This window comes from Caulobacter sp. SLTY (genome assembly GCF_009905535.1).
Lineage (GTDB): Bacteria > Pseudomonadota > Alphaproteobacteria > Caulobacterales > Caulobacteraceae > Caulobacter.
The window spans coordinates 16,960-39,952 of the sequence record NZ_JAAALA010000017.1 but is presented as its reverse complement, the minus strand read 5'-3'; the positions used below and the strand labels follow the sequence as shown (position 1 = coordinate 39,952).

Here is a 22,993-nt window from a genome sequence, read left to right as displayed (position 1 = left end):
CCGGCGCCTTAGAACGTCTTCCGGAGCCGCATGTAGAAGAACGACGGGAAGTCCAGCGGCCGGTTCTCGACGAAGTAGACTGAGCCCGTGTCGCGCGGCGCGTCATACAGCTGCCGGCTCCGGGTGACGTCCCGGCCCAGAAGATTGTGGGCCTCGATGCGGATGGCGAAGTCGGGCCGGGGCTTCCACTCGGCATAGAAGGTGACCCAGGTTTCCAGCTCGATCTGGTCGATGCGGTCGAAGCGGTAATAGCGCTCCTGGAAGGCGCCGAAGACGTCGACACCCCACTGGGTGCGGTGTTTCGGCAGGTCCTGCGAGAACCGCACCTCCCATTCGAACGGCGCCTGGCCGCTGATCCGCCGCTGCTCGCCGGTGGTCGGGTCGGTGACCTCCGACTGGCTCCACTCGGTGTTCACCCGCAACAGACCGCCCTGCACCCCCAGCTTCGCCAGCGGCAGGGTCAGGCGGATCTCGAACTCGGTGTTCTTGCCCTCGCCGATGTTGCCGGGGGCGTCGAAGTTGCAGCTGAGGTCGGTGGTGTCCGGAATACCGCCCACCAGGGGGCAGCTGGCCACGTCGGTCACCCGGATGCGATCGGTGGCGTCGGTGATGTCCTCGTGGGTCAGGCTGAGGACCAGAGCCCCGTCCTTCCAGAACTTCCGCTCGTAAGTGGCTTCGTAGACCGTGGCCTTGCTGGGCTCCAGGTCGGCGCCGCCCGCCGTCACCGTACCCCCCGTGGACAGGGCGATCGAGGAGGCGAAGTCGCGGAAGTTCAGCTGCCCGACCTCCCGTTCCACCCGCACTCGCAGCTGGTCGCTGGAGGTGATGTCCCAGGTCGCGATCAGGCGGGGCTTGGGATAGGTGAAGGACTTCGACAGGTTGGTGTCGCCGCTCTGGCTGATGGTCGAGAACTCCACTTTCAGCCCGGCCTCCAGGGCGAACTTCGGGTTCAGCCGCCAGTTGGCGGTGGTGAAGATCTCGCCCCGCTCCTCCTCGACGCGAACGTCGGAGGACGGCAGCACCACCGGCACGCCATTTTCGGCATAGTCGATCGAGGTCTCGAGGTAGTTGAAGGCCAGCTCCCCACCGCCCTCGACAATCAGGTTGGGGCCGAAGGTATAGCGCAGGGACGCCCGGCCGATGGTCTCGCCGCTCTCGGCATGCTCGCTGAACAGGGCGTCGTCGGTCCCGTCGTCGAACTGCGAGGTGAAGTCGACCTCGCGCAGGGTCTGCAGGGCGGTCAGCTCGACCCGCGCCTTGCCGAAGGCCCGCTCCCAGCCACCGCCGAACTCGCCATCGACCTGGTCGTTTCGATCGCGGACCACGAACAGGCGGCCAGTCCGCGGGCTGTCGAAGGCGTTGACCGACCACTCGTAGATCTCGGGGTGGTAGCGGCTGTTGACCGACAGCCGGCCGCCGAGCAGCGGGCTCTTCCAGCCGGCCTTAAGGTCATACCCATGGCCGCCTGCGGTCTCGTCCCAGGCGGTGCGGGTGGCCACGCCCCCGGTCTCGGCGCGCTGCACGCCTTCGCCTGCCCCATCATCCAAGAAGCGGTAGAACAGGTTGGACCATTCGAAGGTCCCCGGCCCGACCGGGGCGCTGCCCTCGAACCGCATGGCGGGGGTGGTGCGGCCGTCCTGGTGGATGGCGCTGGCCACGGCGAACAGCCACTGGCTCCCCGCGTCCTTCTTCAGGATGACGTTGGCGATCACCGTCTTGCCCTGCATGTCGATGCCCGGGGCGCCGCCGCGGATGATGTCGATGCGCTCGACCTGCTTGGCCTGGATGCGGCGCAGGGCGTCTTCCAGGCTTTCCGACTTGGTCGCCGGCCGCTGGCCGTCGATCAGCACATTGCCGGCCGCGCCGCCATAGCCGCGCACGCTGTCCCCGCCGTCGAAGGCGAAGCCCGGGATGCGCATGATCATGTCCATCGCCGAGTTCGGCTGGGCTTCTGCGAAGAAACTGGCCGGATAGGGGGTGGTCCCCTGGGTCTCGGCCGCGGCCGACTGGGCGGCGACCGGCGCCGCCTCCTGAGCGATGACGAGGGGCGCGGGCGCGGCGGTCGCGATCACCTCGGGCGAGGCGGCGGCCAAAAGGGCAAGCAACGGGCTCAAATCAGGTCTCCCCCATCAGAGCCCCCCGGCCCGTCAGGTCGACGCGCAACCTGCCTGCGCCCGGTTACCGCCACACGTTACAAGCCTGAAATGTAGATTAAATCTGTGAAATGTTGTCGGCGATCAGTTGGGGCTGTGCCTAAACCGCCGTCCCGCCCACCGTCAGCCCGGTGATCTTCAGACTCGGCTGGCCGACGCCCACCGGCACGCCCTGGCCGGCCTTGCCGCAGACGCCGATGCCGGGGTCCAGGGCGAAGTCGTTGCCGATCATGGTCACGCGGGTCAGGGCGCTGGGTCCGTCGCCGATCAGGGTGGCGCCCTTGACCGGGTGGGTGATGCGGCCGTCCTCGATCAGGTAGGCCTCGGTGCACTGGAAGACGAACTTGCCGTTGGTGATGTCCACCTGGCCACCGCCGAGCGAGGCGCAATAGAGGCCGCGCTTGGTCGAGGCGATCATCTCTTCCAAGGTGTGGTTGCCGCCCAGCATCACCGTGTTGGTCATCCGGGGCATCGGCATGTGGGCATAGGACTGGCGCCGGGCGTTGCCGGTGGGGCTCAGGTTCATCAGCCGCGCCGACTGGCGGTCGTGCATGTAGCCAGTCAGGATTCCGTCCTCGATCAGCACGGTGCGCTCGGTCGGCGTGCCCTCGTCATCGACGGTGAGGGAACCCCGGCGGCCGGGGAGGGTGCCGTCATCGACCACGGTGACGCCCGGGGCGGCCACGCGCTCACCGACGCGGCCTGAGAAGGCGCTGATGCCCTTGCGGTTGAAGTCGCCTTCCAGGCCATGGCCGACGGCTTCGTGCAGCAGCACCCCGTTCCAGCCCGGTCCCAGCACCACGTCCATCTCGCCGGCCGGGCAGTCGATGGCCTCCAGGTTGACCAGCGCCTGGCGGAGCGCCTCGTCCACCTGGCCCTGCCAGCTCTCCGGGGTGATCCAGGTCTCGAAGCCGGCGCGGCCGCCGGCGCCGCTCGTGCCGGTTTCGCGCCGGCCGTCCTTTTCGACGACGATCTGGACGTTGACCCGGCTCAGCGGCCGCACGTCGCGCACCAGCCGGCCGTCGGCCCGCAGGATCTCCACCACCCGCCGCTCGCCGGCCATCGAGGCGGTGACCTGGACGATGCGCGGGTCGCGGGCGCGGGCGAAGGCGTCGATTTCCTGGAGCAGGGCGACCTTCTCGGAGAAGGCGGGGGAGGCGACCGGGTTGTCCTCGCCATAGAGGCGGATGTTGGTGCCCTGCGGCCCCTCGGCGGCGACGCCGCTGTAGCCGCGCTTGGCCAGCCTGGCCGAATCGGCCGCCCGGCCGATGGCCGCTTCGCTGATCTCGCTGGCGTGGGCGTAGCCGGCCGTCTCCCCGGCCACGACGCGAAGCCCGAAGCCCTCGCCCGAATCATAAGAGGCGGTCTTCAGCCGCCCGTCGTCGAACAGGAAGGCCTCGCTCTCGCTGTGCTCCAGGAACAGCTCCCCGTCATCGGCGCCCTTGAGGGCCTCGGACAGAATGTCGCGGGCGCGGGCAGGATCGACGCCGGCGGCGTCCAGAAGCGAGGGGGCGAGGGCGGGAAGGCTCATGCCTCACAAGGTAGGGACTGGCGGGCGGTTCGTCACCACCCGCCGTCCTGATCAGTTCTCGACCTGCAGATCACCGCTGCCGGCGATGTCGCTGTCCAGCTTCGCGGGCTGGCGGGTCAGGGTCACGTCGCCGCTGCCGGCGATGGCCACCTCGACGGCGCCGGTGGGACCCACCGTCGCATCGCCGCTGCCGGCCACCGCGATGCTGGCGTCGGTGACGGCCAGGTTCCGCAGATCGGCCTCGCCGCTGCCGGCGATCGACAGGTCCAGGGTGGTGGTCTTGCCGATGGCGTCGACCTCGCCGCTGCCGGCGATCTCGATGGCCAGGGTCGGTTGGTCGTAGCCTTTGATCTCGACGTCGGCCGAGCCGTTGACCTCGAAGCGGGTCACCTTCGGGGCGGTGATGGTCACGGTCAGGCGGCGGCGATTGCCCCAGCTGACGTGGTTCTCGTCCTCATCGACGAAGAACACCCGGCCGCCCTCGACCCGCACCCTGTCGACCAGGCGCGGCGTACCGCTGACCGTGATCGTCGGGGTGGGCGCCTGGATGTAGACCACGTCCGCCGGAACCTCGATGGTCAGGGCCTCGGCGCCGGCCCAGGCTATGGTCTTCTCGACCCGAGGGGTGTCGCTGGGCTCGTAGCTGTCGCCCTCCTCGAGCCGCTCCAGCACGGCGGGGATGACGAAGCCGTCGCGGACCACCTCGCCGCCGCCCAGGGCGAACACGGCGGTGAAACAGGCCAGGCAGACCAGGAAGCCGGCCGCGGCAATGATGCTGAGTGTGCGGATCATGACGTGTCCCTCCCTATTGGGCTTCGATGGCGGGCTTGAGCAGTTTGAAGTGCAGCCGGGCGTACCAGACCAGGGCGTTGATCAGCCCCACGGTGGCCAGGGTCAGCAGGGCGCCGAAACCGGTCGCCCCGCCCACCAGGCCCAGGCCGGCCAGAACGGCCATGACCGGCCCGCCGCCATAGTCCACGAACGGACCGGCGATCATTACCGCCCCGCCGACGAAGAACAGGGCGATGACCACGAACACCAGGGTGAAGATGACGCTGATCAGGCTGAACAGGATCGGCGCCAGGATCAGCACGTCGATGGCGCCCAGGCCCAGCAGGGCGATGATCGCTCCCGTGGCGTTGGCCGGGCTCTTCTTGTCCTCCCAGGCCTTCAGGCCGTATTCGGCGCGCAGCTCGCGGGCCAGACGGTCCGGATCGCCCAAGGCCGCGGCTGTCTCCTCCTCGGAGCGGCCGGCGGCGGCCGCCTCCTCGAAGTGGGCCTCGTAGTCGGCGGTCACTTCCGCCAGGGCCACCGGGCTGAGGGCGGCAAGGCCCCGTCGCAGCCTGGCCATGAATTCGGCTTTGGTCATCACCCCTCTCCCAGGATGTTGTTGACCGCCCCGGCGAAGGTTTCCCATTCGGCCTTCTGCTGGGCGAAGGAGGCCCGACCGGCATCGGTCAGGCGGTAATATTTGCGCGGCGGCCCGGCCGGTGATTCCACCAGGTAGGTCTCGACGAGCTTGTCGGCCTGCAGCCGGCGCATCAGGGGGTAGATGGTCCCTTCCCCCATATCGATGGCGCCGGAAAGCCGGCTGGCGATGTCGTAGGCGTAGCCGTCCCCTCGAGACAGCAGGGCCAGGACACAGAGGGCGAGAACGCCCTTTTTCAGTTGGGTTTCGATGGCTTCTGGCACGGTGTTTTCCGTCCTGTTGACCGCTCCCTTGTATCGCCCGGTAGTGGTCGATGCAAGGTACCTGTCATTACATCTTAGTAATTCATGACGCCAAAGCCGCGTTCACAGGCCCGCCGGGCGCTTGCCCAACGCCGGACCAACGCGTATGCACGCGGCGATCAAGGCCTTGGGCGGGCGCGCATGGGTCTGGCGAGTCGATTGCCGGACAGCCTGCGCTAGACTGCCCACCCTTGACGGAGCGAGGAGCGCCGGCTCGGCCGGCAAACGGATGAGGCGTATGAAAGCGATAAAGGGGATGCGCGGACTCGTCAGCGCCCTGGGCGTCGGGCTGACCACCGCGATGGTGTCTTCGGCCGCCCTGGCTCAGGACCTGATCGGCGAGCCGACCAATGGGGGCATGGGGCTGCAGCCGGCGGCCGCGCCGCTGAAGCACCACGCCCATTTCTTCCACGACGTCATCCTGCTGCCGATCATCACGGTGATCAGCCTGTTCGTGCTGGGGCTGCTGCTCTGGTGCGTGGTCCGCTACAACCGCAAGGCCAACCCGGTCCCGGCGAAGTTCAGCCACAACACGGTCATCGAGGTCGTCTGGACCCTGGTGCCGGTGCTGATCCTGATGTTCATCGCCATCTTCTCGTTCCAGCTGCTCTTCCAGTACCACGACGCGCCCAAGGCCGACGTCACGGTCAAGGCGACGGGCTACCAGTGGTACTGGGGCTATGAATACCCGGACCAGGAGATCGGCGAGATCACCTCGACCATGATGTCCGAAGATGACGTCGCCAAGAACGGCCTGCCCCACAGGCTCTACCGCCTGAAGGCCAGCGAGCCGATGGTGGTGCCGGTGAACAAGGTGGTCCGGGTGCAGGTGACCGCCGTGGACGTGATCCACGCTTTTGCTCTTCCCGCCTTTGGCTTGAAGACGGACGCCGTTCCCGGCCGCCTGAACGAAACCTGGTTCAAGGCCGACCGCGTGGGCACCTTCTACGGCCAGTGCTCGGAGCTGTGCGGCGTCGATCACGCCTTCATGCCGATCGAGATCAAGGTCGTCAGCCAGGCCGAGTTCGACGCCTGGGTCGCCGCCAAGAAGGCTCCGCCGGCTCCCACCCCCGCCGCTGTCACCCCGGCCGAAGGCGCGGCTCCCGCCGCCGCCACGCCCGCTCCCGCTGCGCCGGCTCCCGCCGCGCCGGCCGCCAACTGATCTACAGGTAACGCTAGATGGCCACCGTCTCTCATGACGCTCACGGGCACGAAGCCCACGACGATGCGGACCACAAGCCGGGTTTCTTCACCCGCTGGTTCCTGTCGACCAATCACAAGGACATCGGCACCCTCTACATCCTGTTCGCCATCATGGCGGGCCTGGTGGGCGGGGCGCTGTCGGGCCTGATCCGCTGGGAGCTCTACGAGCCGGGCATCCAGATCTTCAAGGAAGGCTCCTCGGTCCAGCTGCTGGGCCTGATCGAGCAGTCCAAGCACGGCTACAACGCGGTGGTCACCGCCCACGCCCTGATCATGATCTTCTTCATGGTCATGCCGGCGATGATCGGCGGCTTCGGCAACTGGTTCGTCCCGATCATGATCGGCGCGCCGGACATGGCCTTCCCGCGGATGAACAACATCTCGTTCTGGCTGCTGATCGCCGCCTGGGTGCTGCTGATCGCCTCGATGTTCAGCGACGGCGGCCCCGGCAAGGCGTTCGGCGGCGGCTGGACCATCTATCCGCCGCTCTCGACCTCGGGCCACACCGGTCCGGCCATGGACCTGGCGATCTTCTCGCTCCACCTGGCCGGCGCCAGCTCGATCCTCGGCGCCATCAACTTCATCACCACCATCTTCAACATGCGCGCGCCGGGCATGACCCTGCACCGCATGCCGCTGTTCGTGTGGTCGATCCTGGTCACCGTGTTCCTGCTGCTGCTGTCGCTGCCCGTCCTGGCCGGCGCCATCACCATGCTGCTGACCGACCGTAACTTCGGGACCCACTTCTTCGACCCCGCCAACGGCGGCGACCCGGTCATGTTCCAGCACCTGTTCTGGTTCTTCGGGCACCCGGAAGTGTACATCCTGATCCTGCCCGGGTTCGGCATCATCAGCCACATAGTCTCGACCTTCTCGCGCAAGCCGGTCTTCGGCTACCTCGCGATGGCCTACGCCATGGTCGCCATCGGCTTCGTCGGCTTCATCGTCTGGGCCCACCACATGTACACCGTGGGCATGGGCATCAACCTGCGGGCCTACTTCGTGGCCGCGACGATGGTCATCGCCGTGCCCACCGGGGTGAAGATCTTCAGCTGGATCGCCACCATGTGGGGTGGCTCCATCGACTTCAAGACGCCCATGCTATGGGCCGTCGGCTTCATCTTCCTGTTCACCGTCGGCGGCGTCACCGGGGTCGTCCTGGCCAACGCCGGCATCGACTACAGCCTGCACGACACCTACTACGTGGTGGCGCACTTCCACTACGTGCTCAGCCTGGGCGCCGTGTTCGCCATCTTCGCCGGCTTCTACTACTGGTTCGAGAAGATGTGGGGTGTGAAGTACAACGAGTTCCTCGGCGCCCTGCACTTCTGGATCATGTTCGTCGGCGTGAACATCGTGTTCTTCCCGCAGCACTTCCTGGGCCTCCAGGGCATGCCGCGCCGCTATGTCGACTACGCGGACAACTACACCTACTGGAACCAGGTCTCGACCTGGGGCTATGTGATCACCGCCGTCGGCGTGGGCGTGTTCCTGCTGGTGCTGATCGAGGCCGCCGTGCGTCGCCGCAAGGCCGAGGCCAACCCGTGGGGCGAAGGCGCCACCACGCTGGAGTGGACCCTCAGCTCGCCGCCGCCGTTCCACCAGTTCAACGAACCCCCGGTGGTCGAACCCGACCATCACTAAGGACCAGGCCCGCCGCACCCCAAAAGGTGCGGCGGCGCCGCATTACAGAAGATGAGTTCGCCGCTTCCGGGTGGCGATGAGCCCATGGCCCATTCGACCACCGCCCCTGACGCCCGCCGCGCTCCCGCCCAAAAGGCTCCGGCGCTGTGGACCGACTATATCCAGCTGCTGAAGCCCCGGGTGATGAGCCTGGTGGTGTTCACCGCCTTTGTCGGTCTGGTCTGCGCCGGTACGCCGATCAACCCGCTGCTGGGCGCCGTGGCCATCCTCTGCATCGCGGTCGGGGCCGGGGCCAGCGCCGCCTTCAACATGTGGTACGACGCCGACATCGACGCGGTGATGCGCCGCACCCGCGGACGCCCGGTGCCGGCCGGCAAGGTCCAGGGCGCCGATGCGCTGGGCCTGGGTATCGTGCTGACCCTGCTGTCGGTTCTGCTGCTGGCCCTGACCACCAACTGGCTGGCGGCCGGTCTGCTGGCTTTCACCATCTTCTTCTACGCGGTGGTCTACACCATGTGGCTGAAGCGCTGGACGGCCCAGAACATCGTCATTGGCGGCCTGGCCGGCGCCTTGCCGCCAGCGATCGGTTGGGCGGCGGCCTCTGGCACGGCCCCGGCCAACGCCTGGCTGCTGGTGGCAATCATCTTCCTGTGGACCCCACCCCACTTCTGGGCGCTCAGCCTCTATACCAGCCAGGACTACGCCAAGGCCGGCGTGCCGATGATGCCGGTGGTCAAGGGCGCAACCTCCACCCGCCTGCAGATCCTGGTCTATTCGATCGTCCTCATCCCGGTCTGCATCGCGCCCTTCTTCACGGGCCTCGGCCATCTGCCCTATCTCGCGGTCTCGGCGCTGGGCGGGGCGGTGTTCCTGCTGCTGGCCTGGCGGCTGTTCCGCAGCAAGGCGGGGGAGGGGGCCGACCCGCGCAACACCCCGGAACTCTACGACGTCAAGGCCGGGGCCAAGGACGCCCGTAACCTGTTCGCCTATTCCATCGGCTACCTGTTCGCCCTGTTCGCGACCTTGGCGGCCGAGCGCATGCTGGGGATGGCCTGATGACCGACAACCCGACGCCGCCGCACCTCGACGTTCCGGGCCGCCCGCCGCCCCCGGCCGATCCCGTCGCCTTCGCCAAGGCGCGCCGCAACCGCAACATCGCCATCGCGCTGGGCCTCGTCGGCTTCATCGTGCTGGTCTACCTGGTCACCGTCATGCGGATGGGAGGTCATATTGCAGAACGCCCCCTCTGACCCGGCTACCCCCAAGGCGCTCGCCAAACGCAACGCCAAGGTCGCCATCTTCTGCGCCGTCGGCCTGGCCTTCATGGTCGGCGCCGCCTACGCCTCGGTGCCCCTCTATCGCGCCTTCTGCCAGCTGACCGGCTTTGACGGCTCGATCCGCAAGGCCGAGGTCGCCCCGAGCAAGGTGCTCGACAAGACCCTGCAGATCCGTTTCGACGCCAACGTCCGCGACCTGCCCTGGAGCTTCAAGCCCAGCCAGGTGACCCAGGAGGTGAAGATCGGAGCCACGGGCCTGGCCTTCTACAAGGTCACCAACAACGGCAAGACGCCGATCACCGGCCGGGCCAGCTATAACGTCGTGCCCGAACAGGCCGGCGCCTACTTCCAGAAACTCGAGTGCTTCTGCTTCAACGACCAGACCATCCAGCCCGGCCAGACGGTCGAGTTCCCGGTGGTCTACTTCGTCGATCCCGAGTACGCGACCGACTTCGAGACGAAGGGCAAGGGCGAGGTCACCCTCAGCTACACCTTCTTCCCGGTGGACTCCCAACAAGCCGACGCCTCCAAGGCCGCTTCGCCTCTTGGCGATGCGACCAAGGCGGGGCTATAGCGAAACCATCTCAGGGTCCGGGGGACTCTGAGTCTGAGAATTGAGAAGGGCAGGGCTTAGAAGACATGGCTCACGGCGCCGTCAAACACGACTACCACCTGGTCAACCCCAGCATCTGGCCGCTCTATGGCTCGTTCGCGGGCCTGGTCATGGCCATCGGCGCCGTCATCGGCATGAAGGGCCTGTTCGGGCTCGACAAGGGCAACTGGCTGGTCTGCATCGCCGGCTTCGCCATGGTGCTCCACTGCATGCTCGGCTGGTGGATGGACGTCACCAAGGAAGCCAACCAGGGTGATCATACCCCGGTCGTCAGCCTGGGCCTGCGCTACGGCATGATCCTGTTCATCGCTTCGGAAGTGATGTTCTTCGTCGCCTGGTTCTGGATCTTCTTCGAAAGCGCCCTGTTCTGGGAGCACCGCACCCTGACCCCCGCCATCGGCAACTTCGAGGGCGTGGCCGAGGCCTGGAAGCAGTGGCCGCCCAAGGGCGTCGAGCTGGTCCCGGCCTTCCACCTGCCGCTGGTCAACACCCTGATCCTGCTGCTGTCGGGCACCACGGTCACCTGGGCCCACCACGCCCTGCAGCAGGGCGATCGCAGCGCGGCCAAGAAGGGCCTGCTGATCACCGTCATCCTGGGCGCCCTGTTCACCGCGGTGCAGGTCTACGAGTACCAGCACATCCTGCATGAGAAGCTGTTCTACTCGGAAGAGGCCGCCAACTCGGGCCTCTACGGTTCCGCCTTCTTCATGGCCACCGGCTTCCACGGCTTCCACGTTCTGGTCGGCACCATCTTCCTGCTGATCTGCCTGTTCCGCCTGATGGGCAAGGGCTTCACCCCCCAGCAGCACTTCGGCTTTGAGGCCGCCGCCTGGTACTGGCACTTCGTGGACGTGGTCTGGCTGTTCCTGTTCGCCTTCATCTACGTCATCTTCGGGACGATGTAGCTGTGGCGAACCCCTACCTGGCGGGGGCGGCAGGCCGCTGCCCCCGCTGCGGCGAGGGCTTCCTGTTCGATGGTTTCCTGAAGGTGGCGCCCGGCTGTGAAGCCTGCGGCGCCCCTTTTACGAAGGCGGACAGCGGTGACGGTCCGGCCGTGTTCATCATCCTGATCGCCGGATTCCTGCTGGCCTTCGGCGCCCTGTTCCACTTCATCGCCCTGCGCCCGCCCATCTGGCTGCTGCTGCTCATCTGGATGCCGCTCAGCGTGATCGTCTGCGTCGCCCTGCTCCGGCCCATGAAGGGCCTGATGGTCGCCGCCCAGTTCGCCAACAAGGCCAGCGAGGCCGGCCGCGACGATGTCCGCTAGACGCTTCCCGATCATCCTGACCGTCGCCTCGGCCATCGCCCTGGCCATCCTGCTGTGGCTGGGAACCTGGCAGATGCAGCGGCTGGCCTGGAAGACCGACATCCTGACCCGCATCGAGGCGGCCCGCACCGCCGCCCCGGTCTCCATCGACGACATCCTTCGACTCAAGACGGCCGGCCAACAGGTCGAGTGGCGAAAGGTCCGCCTTGAGTGCCGGCCCGACACCGCTCCGGACGCCTCCAATGCGCTGATCTACGGACTGGTGAACGGCGAGGTCGCCTGGCGGGTCATCACACCCTGTCCACTGGTCGGGCGAACCGACACCCTGGCCGTCGAGCGCGGCTATTTCCACGCCCTCGACGGCGTTGTGGACCCCAAGGCGGTCCCGACCCTGCCTCCGCCGCGGGCCGTGGTCGGCATCGTGCGGCTCACCGCGCCAACGGCATCCGCCCTGGCCGTCGTGGTCCCGGCCAAGATCCCGGGCGGCCTGCGAGCCAACGCCCGCGATGCGTCGCTGATCTCGGCAGTCGCCGGATCCAACGGCATCGATGACCTCTACATCTCCGTCGAGAGCGAAATCCCGGCGGCCCGCGACCTGACCCCGGCCCCGACGCCGCCGTCGATCACCAACCGTCACCTCGAGTACGCCCTGACCTGGTACGGCCTTGCGGCGACGCTCGTCGCCATCTACGCCGCCATGCTCTGGCGCAGGTTCAAGTCCACGAAGGCGCTATGAAATACATCTCGACCCGGTCCGGCGATTCCGCCGCCCAGCCGATCGGCTTCCTCGACGCGGTGCTGGCCGGCCTTGCCCCCGACGGCGGCCTCTATGTGCCCGAGACCTGGCCGACGTTCACGCCGGAAGAGATCGCCGCCTTCGCCGGCCGCCCCTATGCCGAGGTCGCCGCCGCCGTGCTCGGCAAGTTCGCCGACGGGGAGATCGAGGGCGATGTCCTGCTGGAGATGTGCCAGGAGGCCTATTCCACCTTCGCCCATGCCGCGACCTGCCCGGTGTCGCAGCTGGGCCCCAACCTGTTCATGGCCGAACTGTTCCACGGGCCTACGTTGGCCTTCAAGGACGTGGCCATGCAGCTGCTGGCCCGGCTCTACGACCATATTCTGGGCCAGCGCGGCCGCACCCTGACCATCGTCTGCGCCACCAGCGGCGATACCGGCGGGGCCGCCGTCGAGGCCTTCAGGGGCCGTGACAATGTCCGCATCTGCGCCATGTTCCCGGAGGGCCGGATCAGCGAAGTCCAGCGCCGGTTCATGACCACGGTCGAGGACGCCAACGTCGCCAACCTGTCCCTCCAGGGCAGCTTCGATGACTGCCAGGCGATCCTCAAGGCCATGTTCGCCGACGGCCAGTTCGCAACCGCTGTCGACCTGTCGGCCGTCAACTCGATCAACTTCGCCCGCATCGCCGCCCAGGCGGTCTACTATTTCACCACTGCCGTGGCCCTGGGCGCGCCGCATCGGCCGGTGTCCTTCGCCATCCCGACGGGCAACTTCGGCGACGCATTCGCCGCCTATGTGGCCCAGCGCATGGGCCTGCCCATTCCGCGCATCCTGGTCGCCACCAACAGCAATGACATCATGGCCCGCGCCTTCGAGGACGGTCGATACGCCCGAGGCAACGTGGCCGCCACCCAGAGCCCGGCCATGGATATCCAGGTCGCCTCCAACTTCGAGCGCCTCTATTTCGAGGCCGTCCGCCGCGACGGCGTCGAGACCGGCCGCGCTTTCCGGGGCTTTGCCGAGACCGGCGTAATCGACATCCCGCCCTCGGCCCTGGCCGCCATGCGTGAACTGTTCGCCGGCGCCTCGACCAGCGAACCCGACACCGCCCGCGAGATGCTAGTCACCCTTAACGAGACCGGCCGTCTGATCGACCCCCACACCGCGGTGGCCGTCAGCGCTGTCCGCCGCGCCGGGATGGATGGCTCCACGCCCGTGATCGTCCTCTCCACCGCCCACGCCGCCAAGTTCCCGGAAGCGGTCAGCGCCGCCACCGGCACAACACCGACCTTCCCCCGCGCCGACCGCGCCCTGTCCACCAAGCCCGAACGCTACGACCGCCTCCCCGCCGACGCCGCCGTGGTCATGGACTACGTGCGGAGCTTCGCGGGGCGATGACCCCCGCCATCCACACCCTCTCCAACGGCGTCCGCGTCATCTGCGACCCCATGCCGGGCCTTGAGACCCTGGCCCTGTCCGTGGTCGCCGGCCGGGGCGCGGCCAGCGAGGACGTCGGCCGCTCCGGCTGGTCGCACCTGCTCGAACACATGGTGTTCAAGGGCGCCGGCGCCCGTTCGGCCCGCGAGATCGTCGAGGCGGTCGAGTCCCAAGGCGGCCAGGTCAACGCCGCCACCGGTTATGAGCGCACCAGCTTCCAGATCCGGGCGCTGAAGGGCGGCTTGCCGCTGGGCATGGAGATCCTCTCCGACCTTGTCCTGCGCCCGACCCTCGACCCCGCCGACCTGACCAAGGAAAAATCGGTCGTCGCCCAGGAGATCGCCGAGGCCGCCGACACACCCGATGACCTGGTCTTCGAACTGGCCCAGGCTGGCGCCTATCCGGACCAGCCGCACGGCCGCCCCATCCTCGGGACAACCAAGTCCCTGAAGCCCGCAGACAGCGCCGCCATCGAGGCCTGGCGCGCCGCACTCTACGCCCCCGACCAGCTGGTGGTCAGCGCCGCCGGCGCGGTCGACGAGGCCGAGCTGCTGTCCCTGGCCGAAGCGGCCTTCGGCGATCAGCCGGCCGTCAAGGGCGCGCCAAGCCCACCCGCCCCGGTCTTCTCTCCAGGCCGCGCCGCCAAGCTGCGCCGGCTGGAACAGGCCCATCTGGTCCTGCTGCTCCCCGCCTTCGGGGCCCGCGACGAGGACTACTTCGCCCTGCGACTGTTCGTGGAAATGCTGGGCGGCGGCATGTCCAGCCGCCTGTTCCAGGAAGCCCGCGAGACGCGCGGCCTCGCCTACGCCATCGACGGCTGGAGCGACACCTACGCCGACGCCGGCATGCTGGGCGTCTATGCCGGCTGCGCCGCCGCCGACGCCGCGCCCCTGGCGGAGCTCACCGCCGCCCAAATTCTCGATCTGGCCCAGCACTGCGGCGAAGCCGAATTGGCCCGCGCCAAGGCCCAGCTCAAGGCCCATCTGTTCATGGCTCGCGAACAGCCCCTGTCCCGCGCCGAGACCGCCGCCGGCCAGGCCCTGCTGTTCGGCCGCCTGTTCCCCGCCGCCGAACTGGGCCGGGCTATCGACGCGGTCACCGCCGCCGACATCGCGCGGGTTGGCGACCGCCTGCTCGAACCGGGCCTCGCCGCCGGCTCCGTCCTGGGGTCGAAGACCGCTCTCGGCGCGGTGGAGGCTTTCTCGGACGCACTCGCCAAGGGTTGACGTCCTCCCCCGCCTCGCACCCTAATTGTTCCATGGCCCTGATCGACTGGACCGGCCTGGACTCCGCCTTCCGCCTCGACGGCGGCACGGTTCGGCTGCGCCCGCCCAAATCGTCCGACTATGCCGAATGGGCGGCTGTCCGCACCGCCTCGCGCGACTTCCTCCAGCCCTGGGAACCGACCTGGGCGCGCGACGACCTGACCCGCGCCGCCTTCCGCCGCCGGCTCGACGCCTGGCGACGCGACCTCGACGCCGGCGTCACCTACCCCTTCTTCGTCTTCTCCCAGGACACCGGCGCCCTCACCGGCGGCATCACCCTCAGCAACGTCCGCCGGGGCGTCGCCCAGACCGGGACGGTCGGCTACTGGAGCGGCGTCCACACGGCCCGCCAGGGGCACACCCTGGCCGCCGTCCGAACCGTCACCCGTTTCGCCTTCCGCACCCTGGGCCTTTCGCGGCTTGAGGCGGCCTGCGTTCCCGGCAACGAGGCCTCCGCGACCCTGCTGCTGAAGGCGGGCTTCCAGGAGGAGGGCTTTGCGCGCGCTTATCTGAAAATTAACGGCGAGTGGCGAGACCATCGCCTGTTCGGGTTGATTTCTCGGGAGCGGGAACAGGCCTGACGGGCGGGGGAGGGCGTTGCAGGTAACCGGTATCCGCCGGCCCCGAAGCACCCTAGCCTCCGGTCCGTAGTGAAATCACGGCTCCAAAGGGGCGCGCCGCATGGCGCTGGGTAACGACCGCCGAGGCTGGGACGCCGCCCTGACGCTGGAAGCGTTGGGCGCCGCCGGCGTAGCCCTGTGGACCTGGTCCCCGTCCGAAGACCGCATCCGCTTCACCGGCTCGGCCCGCACCCTGGGCCTGGGACCGTTGGCCCCTGAGTGCTCGTCAGCCGCCCTGCGCGCCCTGGTCCTGCCGCAGGACCGGGTGTTGGCCGAGGAGCTGCTGCGCGAACAACCGCCGCACAGCGAGATTTCCCTGCGGTTGCGCATGCGCGGCGGCGAGATCGGCGTCTGGCGCGGAGTCTGGCTGGAGGAGGGCAGCCGCGCCGCCGGCGTGGTCGCCCCCGAGACCGCCTTCGCCGCCAGCGAGACCGACCCGCTGACCGGCCTGCTGGACCGCCGCAGCTTCGTCGCCCGCGCCCGCGAGCGGCTGCAGGCCGACAGTCCCTTCACCCTGGTGGTCGCCGACCTCGACCGCCTGCGCCGCCTCAACGAGGCCCTCGGTCACGAGCGGGCCGACCTGGTGCTGGCCGCGCTTGGCGCCCGCCTGACCGCCGCCTTCCCGCCGGAAAGCCTGATGGCCCGGGTGGGCGAGGATGAGTTCGCCGTCCTGGCCCCCGGCCTGATCCCCGCTGGTCCCCAGCTGCGCGAGGCGCTGGAGCGGCCCCTGCGTATCGCCGGTTTCGACATCCATCCCACCCTGGCCGTGGGGGCCGTCGAGGCCCAGGGCGGGATCGAGGCGCCCGACGCCGCCGAGCTGCTGCGCCGCGCCGAGCTGGCCGTCGAGGCGGCCAAGACCGGTGGCCGGGGCGGCGATGCCGCCTATGGCCGCGCCATGGAGAGCGACGGTCTCTCCCGCCTCGCTCTCGAAGCGGATCTTCGCGGGGCGGTCGGCCGGGGCGAGATCGGCCCCTTCTTCCAGCCGGTGGTCCGCCTCTCGACGGGCGAGCTTTCCGGCTTCGAAGCCCTCTGCCGCTGGCGCCACCCCCGCCGGGGCCTGCTGCCGCCCGACGAGTTCCTGCCGTTGGCCGAAGAGATGGGCCTGATGGAGGAGATCGGCGAGCGGATGCTGCGCGCCTCCGCCCGCCAGCTCGCCGACTGGCAGGCCCGCCATCCGCCGGCTTGGGAACTGACGGTCAGCGTCAACCTGTCGACCGGCGAGATTCACCGCGCGGGCCTTATCGAGGACGTCGCCGGCCTGATCGCCAAGCACCGCCTGCGCCCTGGCGCTCTCAAGCTGGAGATCACCGAGAGCGACATCATGCGCGACCCGGAAGGCGCCGCCGTGGTGCTGAAGGCCCTGCGCGCGGGCGGCGCGGGCCTGGCTCTGGACGATTTCGGCACCGGCTTCTCCTCGTTGAGCTACCTGACCCGCCTTCCCTTCGACACCTTGAAGATCGACCGCTACTTCGTCCGGACGATGGGCGCCAACCCGGGCTCGGCCAAGATCGTGCAGTCGGTTGTGAAGCTCGGCCAGGACCTGAACCTGGAAGTGGTGGCCGAAGGGGTCGAAAACGCCCTGATGGCCGGCCGCTTGCTGGAGCTGGGCTGCGACTACGGCCAGGGCTTCGGCTACGCCCCGCCGCTCTCCCCGCAGGAAGCGGAAGTCTACCTCAACGAAAGCTACGTCGACGGCCAGGCGCCGGTGCGCCGGCAGGGGTAGGGCGGCGTCGGTATTGATTGCTCTCCCCCATGAAATGCGGGAGTGGATTTGGCGAGCGCTGCAAGCGAGCCAAACCGAGGGGGTCCCCGCCGGTGGTGGACCGCTAATCCCTAACGCCGGTGCTGCCCCGCCTCCTGGTCCGTCGCTCACGCTCCGAACCGTCCTCCGCCCCCTCTCGGGGGCGGAGAGCAAACGCTTCAAGCCAGCTCCAACGCCCGCAGGACCATGCCCTGGTCGAAGTACGGCCGCTCGCAGACGATCCGATCCGACCCAGGCGCGAACTCGAACCCCGCCGCCATCCGCACCTTGAACGCCTTACCGGTCGGCTCGACCACACCGTTGGCCGTCCGCAAAGGCCCCAGATGCGTGCCCGTCAGCCAGAACTCGACCAGCACCGTCTCGCCGTCGTGCGCGATGGCGATCACCTCGTTGCCCTGGTCCGGAAACGGCGTGCGGCTGGCGGCGAAGTAGGCGCGCACGGCCTCCTCGCCGTCGAATACCTGGCCGCCGCCATGCATTTCGTACCTCGGATGCTCGAAGGTCGCGATCACCGCATCCCAGTCGTGGGTCACCTCTAGCGCCATGTGGTCGCGCACCACCTGGATGCGCCGCGCCGCCAGATCGGCCATGTCTTCCCCCTGCTTAAGTCAAGCTCTCCCGGCCTGTCCCGACAGATGATCGGCGCTGATCCCCAGCCGCGCCAGGGCCGCCGACCACTTGTGCTCATGGTCGTCGCCAAACAGCAGGGAGGGGTCCGGATCGCCGACCAGCCAGACGTTCTGGCGCATCTCCGCCTCCAGCTGACCGGCGCCCCAGCCGGCATAGCCCAGGGCCAGCACCGCCTTGCGCGGCGGCCCGTCGGCGGCCAAGGCGGCCAGCACCTCGCGCGACGTGGTCAGGGCGACGCCCTCGGCCACCGGCAAAGTTCCCGCCGGGCTCGCATAGTCGTCGGTGTGCAGCACAAAGCCGCGCTCGCGCTCCACCGGCCCGCCCATCAGCACGATGTCGTCGCGGTGGTTGTCGGTCACGGTGACACCCAGCTTGGTCAGCAGGTCCGGCATGGTCAGCCCGTCCACCGGCCGGTTCAGGGTGATGCCCATGGCATGCTGGTCGTCGTGGGCGCAGACATAGATCACCGCCCGCTCGAACCGCTCGTCGTCGATGCCCGGCATGGCGATCAGCAGCCGCCCGGCCAGGAACTCGCTGTCATCTTCGGAAGAGGCCATGGGTGCAACATCGGCCCGGTTGGCGGCTGTTTCAAGACACGCCGCTTGGCGGGAAAGCCCGAGCCCTCTATTTGCCTTCTCGACACCCGATGCCGGGACCAGGGAGAGACTTCATGACCATCAAAGTCGGCGACAAGCTGCCGGACGCCACCTTTATGACCAGCGGCGCCGAGGGCCCGCGGCCGGTCACCACCGACGAGCTGTTCAAGGGCAAGACCGTCGCCCTGTTCGCGGTCCCCGGCGCCTTCACCCCGACCTGCTCGGCCAAGCATGTGCCCGGCTTCAAGGAGCACGCCGCCGAGTTCCGCGCCAAGGGCGTGGACACGATCGCCTGCCTGTCGGTCAACGACGTGTTCGTGATGAAGGCCTGGGGCGCGGACCAGAACGTCGGCGAGGACATCATCATGCTGGCCGACGGCAACGGGGACTTCACCAAGGCCATCGGTCTGGAGATGGACGGCAGCAAGTTCGGCATGGGCTCGCGCAGCCAGCGCTATTCCATGGTCGTCAAGGACGGCGTGGTCGAGACTCTGAACGTCGAACAGGGTGGCGAATTCAAGGTCAGCGCCGCCGACTACATGCTGGCCCAGCTGTAGGGCTTACCGACCCCGCCAGTCCCCATCACGGGGCCTGGCGGGAGCCTACTTGGCGAAGGCGCGGCTGGCGATGAAGTCTAGGGTACGTTTGCCGTTCTCGGTGTCGGGGGTCACCATGTCGAAGTGATCCTCGCCCGCCTGCAGCACCTCGACACGGTCACCCGAAGCCTTGGCGGCCTGGGCGTACGGCGCGATAAGCGGGGTAAGCGAGCCCTGTACGATGTACTGGTCCACCCCCAGCGGCAGATGCTCCGCTGGAGAGGCCAGGCGATAGGCGTCGGCTCGGTCGGCCGGCGCCCCGCCCATGAACGGCTCGATTACCGATTTGCCGCAGGCCTGTCGGTCGATGCCGATGAAGGGCGCGAGGGTGGACGGGCCGTCGATGGCGAACACCGAAACGGGTTTGACCTTGGGCGGGTAGGCGCCGCCGAGCTTCCCCCGCGAGGCGCCCCACAACGCCAGATGGGCGCCCGCCGAATGGCCGACGATCGTGACCCGCGACAGGTCCAGGGGCTGGGTCTTGGCCAGTTCCGCCAGGTGGTCGATCCCGGCCGAGACGTCCTCGAATGTGCCGGGCCATCCTCCGCCCGGGTTGCCCAGGCGGCGATACTCGATGTTCCAGGTCGCGAAGCCGCGCTGGGTCAGCGCGTCGGCGAACCCCGCGATGCCGTCGAGGGTGTCGTACTCAGCCGACCAGCACCCGCCATGGATCACAACCGCGACCGGGAAAGGCCCCTTGCCGGGGGGGAGCCGCAGCTGGCCGATACGCAGATCGTCAGGGCCATAACGGGCGACCAGAGTCGGCTTCGAGGCCGTCTTCCCATACGCCTTGTAGGTCTGTTCGCTCGTCTGCTGGGACACGGCCGGGGCCGCCAGGCAAAGGCTGCTGGCGACAAGGGCCAGGACGACGGCGCGACGCATGAAATTCTCCGGATTGAGTATCCGAGCGAACGCCGTTTCGATCACCTTGGCAAGCGTCCTTGCGGGCCTTCAAGCCGTCTCGGCTGTGAAGGCCTCAAGCGGCCCCGCCCCCTGCGTCACCGCGGCCACCTGGCCGGGGACGCCGCTGAGAACCTGGCCGGCGTAGAGCGCCGCCAAAGGCGCCATCCGTGCGTCAAGCTGCGCCTGCCGCGCCAGCATCCAGCCGCCGACCGTCTCCCCGCACAGCCGCAGGAACGCCGTCGCCCCAGCCAGGGCGTCAGGTGTCCCACGCTGCTCCGCCAGCCAATCCCCCGCCGCCGCCATCGCATCGACCGCCGCCCCCAGCCGGTCGCCGACCGCCTCGCCCTTCAGCGCCCGCGCCGTCTCGCGCATGTCGGCGACCAGGGACGCCATCGCCGCCCCGTCGCCCATGGTCAGCTTGCGGCCGATCAGGTCGATGGCCTGGATGCCGTTGGTGCCCTCGTAGATCGGCAGGATGCGGCAGTCGCGGTAGTGCTGCGCCGCGCCCGTCTCCTCGACGAAACCCATGCCGCCGTGCACCTGCAGCGCCTCCGAGGCGGCCCAGACGCCGACGTCGGTCGACCAGCCCTTGGCGATCGGGGTCAGCAGCTCCTCGCGCATCTTCGCCGCCGCATCGCCGGCCCGGCCAAGGTCGGCCGACACCGCGGTGGCCAGGCAGACGCCCCGCGCCGCCGCGATCTTGGCCTTGATCAGCATCAGGGTGCGCCGCACGTCCGGCAGGTCGAACAGCGGGGCCGGCGACTCTCCAGTCCAGGCCGAGCGGCCCTGGCGGCGATCCTGGGCGAAGGCCAGCGCCTGCTGGTAGGCCCGCTCGGCGATGGCCACCCCTTGGGCGCCGACCTGCAGCCGCGCGGCGTTCATCATGGTGAACATATGGGCCAGTCCCTGGCCCTCGACGCCGACCAGCTCCGCCCTCGCCCCCTCGAACGCCATCACGCAGGTCGGCGAGGCGTGAATGCCCAGCTTGTGCTCGATCCCGGCCGGACGCAGGTCGTTGACCGAGCCCAGGCTGCCATCCTCACCGACCAGGTACTTCGGCGCCACGAACAGAGAGATGCCCTTCACCCCCGCCGGGGCGTTCGGCGTGCGGGCCAGCACCAGGTGGACGATGTTGTCGGCTGCGTCGTGGTCTCCCCAGGTGATGTAGATCTTCTGCCCCGTCAGCCTCCAACCGCCCTCGCCGTCGGGGTCGGCGCGGGTGGTCAGCGCCGACAGGTCCGAGCCGGCCTGCGGCTCGGTCAGGTTCATGGTGCCGGTCCATTCCCCGCCGACCATGCGCGGCAGATAGAGGGCCTTCTGCCGCGCCGTACCGTGGGCGGCCAGGGCCTCGATGGCCCCCTGGGTCAGGATCGGGCACAGACCGAAGGCCAGGCTGGCGGCGTTGAACATCTCGAACACCGCGATCTCCAGCGCCTTGGGCAGGCCCTGGCCGCCGTACTCAGGCTCGGCTGACAGGCTGTTCCAGCCGCCTTCCCCGAACGCCCGCACCGCCTCGGCATAGCCCGGCGCGGCGGTGACCTTGCCGTTGGCGTACTTGGCATGGGCCAGGTCCCCCGGCCGGTTGAGCGGGGCGATCACCTCTGCGGCAAAGGCGCCGGCGCCGTCCAGCACCGCCTCGACCGTGGCCGCATCGGCCTCCGGATAGGCCTCCCGCAGCTGGTCGAAGCCGGCCGCTTTCAGGGCCAGGGTCAGGTCGGGGATCGGCGGCTGGTAGGTCATGGAAAGGTCCTGTTCGCGGCCCAGCCTCGATACACCCGGGACCCGGCGTCGCAAGGGGCTTTCCTAAGCCGATCCGGGCACTAAGGTTACTGTCCAGTCTTTGGAGCACCGATGTCGCGCCTGTTCGCCGCCGCCCTCGCCGTCGCGCTTGTCTGTGGGACGCCTGTCCTGGCGGCGCCGGCCACCGACCCCGCGAAGATGCCGGCCGGGACCTATGTGCTGGAAAAGACCCACGCCTCGCTGGTTGCCCGCGTGCGTCACATGGGGCTGTCCAACTACACCATGCGGTTCAACCGCTTCGACGCCCAGTACGTCTGGGACCCCAAGGCGCCTGAAGCCGCCAAGGTCACCGTAACCATCGACACCACCTCGCTCGACGTCGGCGATCCCAAGACCAGCGCCAACTTCGCCGACGACTACCTCGATGCGAAGAAACACCCGAAGGCGACCTTCGTCTCCCGCGAGATCAAGCGCGACGGGGCCAAGGGCCAGCTGATCGGCGACCTGACCCTGCGCGGCGTCACCCGGCCGGTGACCCTGGACGTCGAGTTTCGCGGCTATGAGCAGGGCCTGCTCGGCGCCCGCGCCGGCTTCTCCGCCACCGGCCTCATCAAGCGATCCGAGTTCGGCTCGACCAGCATGTCGATGTTCGCCGGCGAGGAGATCGAGCTGATCATCGAAGTGGAGTTCCTGCGCCAATGACCGATGCCCGTCGCTATTCCGCCGTCGCCATGACCCTGCACTGGCTGATCGCCGCCATGCTGATCGCAAATGTGGGCCTCGGCTGGGTCGGCGGCGACATGGAGGGCGGGGAACAGAAGATTCAGCTGATGCAGCTGCACAAGACCATGGGCATCAGCATCCTGCTGCTCAGCCTGGCGCGTCTGGCCTGGCGCCTGACCCACCGCCCGCCGGTAATGAACTCGCACCTCAAGGCTTGGGAGAAGGCCCTGGCCCACATCGTCCACTGGGGCTTCTACGTGGTGATGATCGGCCTGCCGCTGAGCGGCTGGGCGATGACCTCGGCCAGCCCGGTGATCAAGATCTATCCAATCAGCTTCTGGGGCCTGTTCGACTGGCCGGCCATCGGCTTCATCAGCGACCTGCCGCGCGACCAGGCCAAGAGCATCGGCCAGGCCTTCGGCCTCGGTCACGACGTGCTGGCCAAGGCCCTGGTCTACGTCCTCTTCCCGCTGCACGTCCTGGGGGCCCTGAAGCACCAGTTCCTGGACAAGGACGGGGAGCTGGGCCGGATCATCCCCTTCCTGCCCCCGCCGAAAGCCTGAT

General features: G+C 68.5%; 24 protein-coding genes. 15 read left to right on the top strand and 9 right to left on the bottom strand.

Going from position 1 to position 22,993, the window contains the following annotated elements; translation table 11 throughout:
• Nucleotides 1–8 precede the first annotated feature (8 nt).
• The 5 genes from GVN21_RS11460 to GVN21_RS11440 form a co-directional block, all read right to left on the bottom strand.
• Nucleotides 9–2,114 (bottom strand): TonB-dependent receptor, encoded by a 2,106-nt coding sequence (locus GVN21_RS11460; RefSeq protein ID WP_166574878.1) that lies wholly within the window; start codon nt 2,112–2,114, stop codon nt 9–11.
• A 139-nt stretch (nt 2,115–2,253) separates the two neighbouring features.
• Nucleotides 2,254–3,684, bottom strand: a complete 1,431-nt coding sequence (gene tldD, locus GVN21_RS11455) for a metalloprotease TldD (RefSeq protein ID WP_166574877.1) — start codon at nt 3,682–3,684, stop codon at nt 2,254–2,256.
• A 51-nt stretch (nt 3,685–3,735) separates the two neighbouring features.
• Entirely contained in the window at nt 3,736–4,476 is a 741-nt protein-coding gene (locus GVN21_RS11450) for a DUF2807 domain-containing protein (protein WP_166574876.1), read from the bottom strand.
• Nucleotides 4,477–4,489: 13 nt separating this feature from the next.
• On the bottom strand, nt 4,490–5,053 hold the full coding sequence (locus tag GVN21_RS11445) for a DUF1700 domain-containing protein (protein WP_166574875.1): 564 nt from the start codon (nt 5,051–5,053) through the stop codon (nt 4,490–4,492).
• Nucleotides 5,053–5,376: a PadR family transcriptional regulator gene (locus GVN21_RS11440; protein ID WP_166574874.1), complete on the bottom strand. Its 324-nt coding sequence runs from the start codon at nt 5,374–5,376 to the stop codon at nt 5,053–5,055. Before GVN21_RS11440 ends, GVN21_RS11445 begins: the two co-directional genes overlap by 1 nt.
• Nucleotides 5,377–5,671: 295 nt before the next feature.
• Between GVN21_RS11440 and coxB the strand changes: the two genes are divergently transcribed.
• The 12 genes from coxB (at nt 5,672) to GVN21_RS11380 (ending at nt 17,202) form a co-directional block, all read left to right on the top strand.
• A complete protein-coding gene (coxB, locus tag GVN21_RS11435; RefSeq protein WP_240902886.1) occupies nt 5,672–6,577 on the top strand; it encodes a cytochrome c oxidase subunit II in 906 nt (301 codons plus the stop codon).
• 17 nt (nt 6,578–6,594) lie between these two features.
• The gene (gene ctaD, locus GVN21_RS11430) at nt 6,595–8,262 is read left to right on the top strand and encodes a cytochrome c oxidase subunit I (RefSeq protein WP_166574872.1); all 1,668 of its coding nucleotides are present in this window, start codon (nt 6,595–6,597) and stop codon (nt 8,260–8,262) included.
• Nucleotides 8,263–8,346: 84 nt separating this feature from the next.
• Nucleotides 8,347–9,318, top strand: coding sequence for a heme o synthase (gene cyoE / locus GVN21_RS11425; RefSeq protein ID WP_166574871.1), 972 nt, complete (start codon nt 8,347–8,349; stop codon nt 9,316–9,318).
• Entirely contained in the window at nt 9,318–9,512 is a 195-nt protein-coding gene (locus GVN21_RS11420; protein WP_166574835.1) for a hypothetical protein, read from the top strand. Before cyoE ends, GVN21_RS11420 begins: the two co-directional genes overlap by 1 nt.
• Nucleotides 9,490–10,113 (top strand): cytochrome c oxidase assembly protein, encoded by a 624-nt coding sequence (locus GVN21_RS11415; protein WP_166574925.1) that lies wholly within the window; start codon nt 9,490–9,492, stop codon nt 10,111–10,113. The genes GVN21_RS11420 and GVN21_RS11415 overlap by 23 nt, the downstream gene beginning before the upstream one ends.
• A gap of 65 nt (nt 10,114–10,178) precedes the next feature.
• Nucleotides 10,179–11,057 (top strand): cytochrome c oxidase subunit 3, encoded by an 879-nt coding sequence (locus tag GVN21_RS11410; RefSeq protein ID WP_166574870.1) that lies wholly within the window; start codon nt 10,179–10,181, stop codon nt 11,055–11,057.
• Nucleotides 11,058–11,059: 2 nt separating this feature from the next.
• Nucleotides 11,060–11,419 (top strand): DUF983 domain-containing protein, encoded by a 360-nt coding sequence (locus GVN21_RS11405; RefSeq protein WP_346764250.1) that lies wholly within the window; start codon nt 11,060–11,062, stop codon nt 11,417–11,419.
• A complete protein-coding gene (locus tag GVN21_RS11400; RefSeq protein ID WP_166574869.1) occupies nt 11,409–12,155 on the top strand; it encodes an SURF1 family cytochrome oxidase biogenesis protein in 747 nt (248 codons plus the stop codon). The genes GVN21_RS11405 and GVN21_RS11400 overlap by 11 nt, the downstream gene beginning before the upstream one ends.
• Nucleotides 12,152–13,555: a threonine synthase gene (gene thrC / locus GVN21_RS11395; protein WP_166574868.1), complete on the top strand. Its 1,404-nt coding sequence runs from the start codon at nt 12,152–12,154 to the stop codon at nt 13,553–13,555. The genes GVN21_RS11400 and thrC overlap by 4 nt, the downstream gene beginning before the upstream one ends.
• A complete protein-coding gene (locus tag GVN21_RS11390; RefSeq protein ID WP_166574867.1) occupies nt 13,552–14,820 on the top strand; it encodes a pitrilysin family protein in 1,269 nt (422 codons plus the stop codon). Before thrC ends, GVN21_RS11390 begins: the two co-directional genes overlap by 4 nt.
• A gap of 32 nt (nt 14,821–14,852) precedes the next feature.
• A complete protein-coding gene (locus GVN21_RS11385) occupies nt 14,853–15,440 on the top strand; it encodes a GNAT family protein (RefSeq protein WP_166574866.1) in 588 nt (195 codons plus the stop codon).
• A 100-nt stretch (nt 15,441–15,540) separates the two neighbouring features.
• Nucleotides 15,541–17,202, top strand: a complete 1,662-nt coding sequence (locus GVN21_RS11380) for a bifunctional diguanylate cyclase/phosphodiesterase (protein ID WP_166574865.1) — start codon at nt 15,541–15,543, stop codon at nt 17,200–17,202.
• Between the two features lie 197 nt (nt 17,203–17,399).
• Here GVN21_RS11380 and GVN21_RS11375 read toward each other — a convergent pair whose 3' ends face one another.
• Both GVN21_RS11375 and GVN21_RS11370 read right to left on the bottom strand, forming a co-directional pair.
• Complete coding sequence (locus GVN21_RS11375) at nt 17,400–17,831, bottom strand: nuclear transport factor 2 family protein (protein WP_166574864.1); 432 nt, start codon at nt 17,829–17,831, stop codon at nt 17,400–17,402.
• Between the two features lie 18 nt (nt 17,832–17,849).
• Nucleotides 17,850–18,428 (bottom strand): YqgE/AlgH family protein, encoded by a 579-nt coding sequence (locus tag GVN21_RS11370; RefSeq protein ID WP_166574863.1) that lies wholly within the window; start codon nt 18,426–18,428, stop codon nt 17,850–17,852.
• Between the two features lie 113 nt (nt 18,429–18,541).
• On the opposite strand from GVN21_RS11370, the gene GVN21_RS11365 reads away from it, so the two are divergent.
• Nucleotides 18,542–19,024, top strand: coding sequence for a peroxiredoxin (locus GVN21_RS11365; RefSeq protein WP_166574862.1), 483 nt, complete (start codon nt 18,542–18,544; stop codon nt 19,022–19,024).
• A 45-nt stretch (nt 19,025–19,069) separates the two neighbouring features.
• Here the strand turns inward: GVN21_RS11365 and GVN21_RS11360 are convergent, their stop codons facing one another.
• Nucleotides 19,070–19,945, bottom strand: coding sequence for an alpha/beta hydrolase (locus GVN21_RS11360; RefSeq protein ID WP_166574861.1), 876 nt, complete (start codon nt 19,943–19,945; stop codon nt 19,070–19,072).
• 69 nt (nt 19,946–20,014) lie between these two features.
• Nucleotides 20,015–21,706 (bottom strand): acyl-CoA dehydrogenase, encoded by a 1,692-nt coding sequence (locus GVN21_RS11355; protein WP_166574860.1) that lies wholly within the window; start codon nt 21,704–21,706, stop codon nt 20,015–20,017.
• 111 nt (nt 21,707–21,817) lie between these two features.
• Between GVN21_RS11355 and GVN21_RS11350 the strand changes: the two genes are divergently transcribed.
• Together GVN21_RS11350 and GVN21_RS11345 are read left to right on the top strand one after the other, a co-directional pair.
• Nucleotides 21,818–22,408, top strand: a complete 591-nt coding sequence (locus tag GVN21_RS11350) for a YceI family protein (protein ID WP_166574859.1) — start codon at nt 21,818–21,820, stop codon at nt 22,406–22,408.
• Nucleotides 22,405–22,992, top strand: coding sequence for a cytochrome b (locus tag GVN21_RS11345; protein WP_166574858.1), 588 nt, complete (start codon nt 22,405–22,407; stop codon nt 22,990–22,992). The genes GVN21_RS11350 and GVN21_RS11345 overlap by 4 nt, the downstream gene beginning before the upstream one ends.
• Nucleotide 22,993 lies beyond the last annotated feature (1 nt).